The following is a 5,142-nucleotide window of genomic DNA, read 5'->3' on the forward strand; positions in this document are numbered from 1 at the left end:
CCCCTCTCCCTCCGCCCCCCCGCCCCCCAAATCAAATTTTTTTCCCCCCCGGCCCACCCCTCATGACACGCTCTTATAGTGAGTGGCAAGGCCTTCGCGGTGCGGTTCGGACTGACTGACGGAGCCCGGCCGCGCCTTGGCTATCCACAACCGCAGCCAGACACGCCCTAGGCCGGGACCGGATCCTCTTCAGCGGTCCGGAGCCGCTGCGAGATGACCTTGGTGATGCCGTCGCCCTGCATGGAGACGCCGTACAGGGCGTCGGCGATCTCCATGGTCGGCTTCTGGTGGGTGATGATGATCAGCTGCGAAGAATCACGCAGCTGCTCGAGCAGCCCGATCAGCCGTCGCATGTTGGTGTCGTCCAGCGCGGCCTCGACCTCGTCCATCACGTAGAAGGGCGAAGGCCGGGCACGGAAGATCGCCACCAGCATGCCGACGGCGACCAGCGACTTCTCGCCACCGGAAAGCAGCGAAAGGCGTTTGACCTTCTTGCCCGGCGGGCGCGCTTCGACGTCGACGCCGGTGGAGAGCAGGTCGTTGGGCTGAGTGAGCACCATGCGCCCCTCGCCGCCAGGGAACAGCACGCTGAACACGGTCTCGAACTCACGCGCGACGTCTTCGTAGGCCGACTCGAAGACCTCGAGGATCTTTTCGTCGACCTGCTTGATGACGGCTTCGAGGTCCTTGCGGGTGTCCTTGAGGTCTTCGAGCTGGGTCGAGAGGAACTTGTAGCGCTCCTCCAGCGCCGCGAACTCCTCCAGCGCCAGCGGGTTGACCTTGCCGAGCAGGCTCAGGTCCTTCTCCGCGCGCTTCGCCCGGCGGGCCTGGGTGTCGCGGTCGAACGGCATGGGCGGCGGCTGGGTGACGTCCTCGCCGCGTTCCTTGGCCGCCTCGTACTCGGCCATCTCCCCCGCGCTCGGCGGCACCGGGTTCTCCGGGCCGTACTCGGCGACGAGGTCTTCGAGGCCGATGCCGAAGTCCTCGGCGATCTTGGTTTCGAGCTGTTCCAGCCGCAGCCGCTGTTCGGCACGCAGTACCTCGTCGCGGTGGACGGCGTCGGTGAGCTTCTCCAGTTCGCCGGTCAGCTCGCGGACCTTGCTGCGGGCCTGTGTCAGCGCGGTCTCCCGCGACTGCCGCCGCGCCTGCGCCTCGTCACGTTCGTGGGCGGCGCGCTGCACGGAGACCTCGATGCGCTCCAGTGCGATCTCACCGCCGTCGACCACCGCGTTGGCGATCTCGGCGCCGCGTTTCCGTGCGGCACGGGCCTTCTCGGCGCGTTCGCGAGACTGCCGCTCGGCGTACGCGGCCCGGCGCAGCGATTCGGCCCTGCCCTGGATACTCCGCGCGCGCTCCTCGGCGGTGCGCAGCGCGAGCCGGGATTCCATCTCCTCCTGGCGGACCGTGCCGAGGTCTTCGGCGGCCTGGTCGCGTTCGGCGGTGTCCGGATCCTCGTCGACCTCCTGGTCGGCGACCGCGGACAGCCGCTCTTCCAGTTCGGCGAGCTGCTCCAGCGCCTGTTCACGGCTCTGCTCGACCTTGGCGCGCTGAGTGCTCAGGCGCTCCATCTCGGCCTGCGCGGCGCGCGCGGCCTGCCGCATCCGGTTCAGCCGCTCGGACGACCGGGCCTTGCGGACCTTCGCGTCGCCGAGGGCTTCCTTGGCCTGTCCGACTTCTTCGCGGCGGGCCTGCTGTTCGGCGCGGGCGCCTTCGAGTTCCGCGGCGGCACGTTCCAGCGCGCGTTCGGCGGTGTGCAGGCGGTCGCCTGCCTCGTCGACGGCGGCCTGCACCTCGATGACACTCTCGCTGCGGGCCGAACCGCCGACCGCCCAGCGAGCACCGAAGACGTCGCCTTCGGGGGTGACCGTGCTGACTTCGGGGTACACCTCGACAAGGCGCCGCGCGGACTCCAGACCGTCCACAATGGCCACCCGGTCGAGCGCGTGCTCGACCGCGGACCGCAACGCGGGCGGCGCCGAAACCACTTCACGCGCCCAGCGGGCGCCTTGGGGCAGCGACGGCCAGGCACTGGTGTCCACAGTCGATCCCAGCCCGCCGAGCAGGATGCCCGCGCGGCCGGAGTCGTTGTCCTTCAAGAACTTCAGTGCGGCGAGCGCGTCTTCGCCACCGTTGACCGCGACCGCGTCGGCGACCGGGCCGAGCGCCGCGGCCAGCGCGACCTCGTGCCCCGCTTCGACGGTGAGCAGCGCGGCCACCGAACCGAGCAGACCGGGTAGTTCGTGTGACGCGCCGAGCAGCGCGCCCGCGCCGTCCTTGCGGCGCAAGCCCATCGACAGTGCCTCGACGCGTGCCTTCTCCGAGGCGATCTCGCGCTCGGCCGTGCGCTCGATCTTGACCAGTTCCTCGACCCGCGCCTTGGCCGCGTTGTTGGCCTCCACCGCGCGGTCGTGGTGGGCCTGCAGGCCGAAGTCGTCGGATTCCTCGACACCGCCCTCGGCCTTGGCCTCTTCCAGTTCCTCGACGGCGATCTCCGCGCGCTCGGCGGCCTCTTCGAGCGAGACGCTGAGCCTGTCGATCTCGTCGGAGGTCGCGCCGTTCTTGCTGCGCAGCGCCTCGACCTGGCCGGTGAGCTTCGCGAGCCCCTCCCGGCGGTCCGCGATCGCGCGGACCGCGGCCATATGCGCGCGCTCGGCGGCCTGGACGAGGTGTTCGAGCTGCTCACGCTTCTGGACAGTCTCCGAAAGCACCATCCGTGCCTCGGCGACGGCCTCGTTGAGTTCCGCCTCCCGCTCGGCGACCTGCTCGGCCTCGGCCTCCAGCTCGTCGGGATCGCGGCCGTTGCCCGCCTGCTGCACGTCGGAAGACAGATGCCGCTGACGTTCCAGCGCGAGCCGCACGGTGCCGCGTAGCCGCTCGGTCAGCGCGGAAAGCTTGTACCAGGTCTCCTGCGCGGCGGCCAGGCGCGGCGCGTCCTCGGCGAGCGAGGCTTCGAGTTCGGCCTCCTCGGCGGCCACGATCTCCAGCGCCTGCTCGACCTCGCCGCGGCGCTGCCGGGCAACCCGTTCGTCGGCCTCTTCCTTGGCGAGGCCCGAACGCTGGGTGACCAGGTCGTTGGCGAACAGCCGGAGCCGGGCGTCCCGCAGTTCGGACTGCACCCACTGCGCCTTGCGGGCGATCTCGGCCTGTTTGCCCAGCGGTTTGAGCTGGCGGCGCAATTCGGTGGTGAGATCGCCGAGGCGGTCGAGGTTGCCCTGCATGTTCGCGAGCTTGCGCAGGGTCTGTTCCTTGCGCTTGCGGTGCTTGAGGACACCGGCGGCCTCTTCGATGAAGGCGCGGCGCTCCTCCGGCTTGGATTCGAGGATCGCCGACAGCTGGCCCTGCCCGACAATGACGTGCATCTCGCGGCCGATACCGGAGTCCGACAGCAGTTCCTGCACGTCCATCAGACGGCAGCGGTCACCGTTGATCTCGTATTCGCTCGCGCCGTCGCGGAACATGCGGCGGGTGATCGAGACCTCGGAGTATTCGATGGGCAGCGCACCGTCGGCGTTGTCGATGGTGAGGGTGACCTCGGCGCGCCCGAGCGGGGCGCGGCCGGCGGTCCCGGCGAAGATGACGTCCTCCATCTTGCCGCCGCGCAGGTCCTTCGCGCCCTGGGTGCCCATGACCCAGCGGAGCGCGTCGAGGACGTTCGACTTGCCGGAGCCGTTCGGCCCGACCACACAGGTGATGCCCGGCTCGAAACGCAACGTCGTCGCCGAGGCGAAGGACTTGAAGCCCTTGAGCGTCAGGCTCTTCAGGTGCACGTCGTGCTGACCCCTCTAGGCTGCGGGAACCGTTCGTTCAATCGGCCCAGGCTACCTGTGTGCTCACGGTGATCGTGGGACGCGGGGCCTCAGCGCTCCACGAACCCGCGGAGCCCGCCTTTCGCGGGCGACCAGCGCTCGACGACCTGATCCACACTTCCGGGTGATTCGCCGGACCTCAAAACCGTCAAAAGCCGCTCACAGTGTTCACGAACACCCTCCGCTATCACCTGGACACGTCCGTCGGCCAGATTGCCCGCGCTGCCGACCAACCCCAGCTCAAGCGCCCGACTGCGGGTCCACCAGCGGAAACCGACACCCTGAACCCGGCCGTGTACCCACGCCGTCAGCCTGATGTGCGTTTGTTCCTCACTCACGACCACTATCGTGCACTATCCAGACGACTGCGGAGTGTGAACACTACGTTCGCGGGCGTTCGCAGACGGTGAGGTGACGGTGATAATCTCCGCGCCGGGTCCCCACTTGGGCTACCTCACCCGGGTAGCCGGAGGCGGTTCGGCATCCGTGTCCGCTGCCTCAACTCCCCGAAGTCCCCCATCCGAGGAGCCAGCACATGCCCCGTCCCGACGGGTCTGATTCGAGCGCACGCGTTTCCGTGGCGCCCCCGCGCGGCGCCACCGGCAAGCTCAACCGCGCGGGCTACGCCGTTCTCGGCGTCAGCGGCCTCGTGGTGGCGACGGCCTTCGCCGCGATCGCCGAACTGGCGGGTCCCGGCACCTCGGCCACCGCGGGCGGCACCGGCGTCCCCGGCGGGCACGTGACCTCCCCCGCCGGTGTCCATCTGGTCCCGGGCAACGCCGTCCCCGGCGGCCCGATGACCGTCAGCGGCTCGCCGATCCCCGGCGCGCCGTCCAGCTCCACGGCGCCGCCGACCACGGTGACGTCGGTCGGAGCGGACGGCAAGAAGACGACGAGCGTCATCGTCCCGCCCCCGCCGAACCCGGGCCCTGGCCCTGGCCCCGGCCAGCCGCCGGGCAACACGGTGCTGCCGCCGACGACGCCCAAGCCGTCTCCGCCGACGAAGACGACGCCGCCGACCACTCCGCCGCCGACGACGACCCCGCCGTCCGAGACGCCGACCAGCTCGACACCGGGGGGCGGCTCCAGCTCCAGTGGCGCTCCGAGCGAGTCGACTCCGGGCCGGGCCAGCACCTCGGGCACCGACACGAGCGGCGCTCAGTAAGCCTCCCCGCGTGAGGCCGGATGGTGTTCGAAGGGCTCCGGAAGTGTCATGAGGGGTCCCCATAGGACAAATTTCGGCACCGGTTCTTCTCCGACCTCGCGACACTCGACGGCCTCTCGCGAGAGGCGTCGACAGTTCTGTCCACTGTGGACTGCGTTCTGCTGCCCACGA

3 protein-coding genes are annotated in these 5,142 nt (G+C 69.8%); all 3 read right to left on the bottom strand.

What is annotated here, in order from left to right:
* Positions 1-167 precede the first annotated feature (167 nt).
* Entirely contained in the window at positions 168-3,767 is a 3,600-nt protein-coding gene (smc, locus tag AB0M65_RS40095) for a chromosome segregation protein SMC (protein WP_364040645.1), read from the bottom strand.
* 89 nt (positions 3,768-3,856) lie between these two features.
* Positions 3,857-4,144, bottom strand: coding sequence for an acylphosphatase (locus AB0M65_RS40100; RefSeq protein ID WP_364040648.1), 288 nt, complete (start codon positions 4,142-4,144; stop codon positions 3,857-3,859).
* Positions 4,145-4,427: 283 nt separating this feature from the next.
* The gene (locus AB0M65_RS40105; RefSeq protein WP_364040651.1) at positions 4,428-4,955 is read right to left on the bottom strand and encodes a hypothetical protein; all 528 of its coding nucleotides are present in this window, start codon (positions 4,953-4,955) and stop codon (positions 4,428-4,430) included.
* Positions 4,956-5,142 lie beyond the last annotated feature (187 nt).

Origin of the sequence: Amycolatopsis sp. NPDC051071 (assembly GCF_040682875.1) — a bacterium.
Taxonomy (GTDB): Bacteria; Actinomycetota; Actinomycetes; order Mycobacteriales; family Pseudonocardiaceae; genus Amycolatopsis.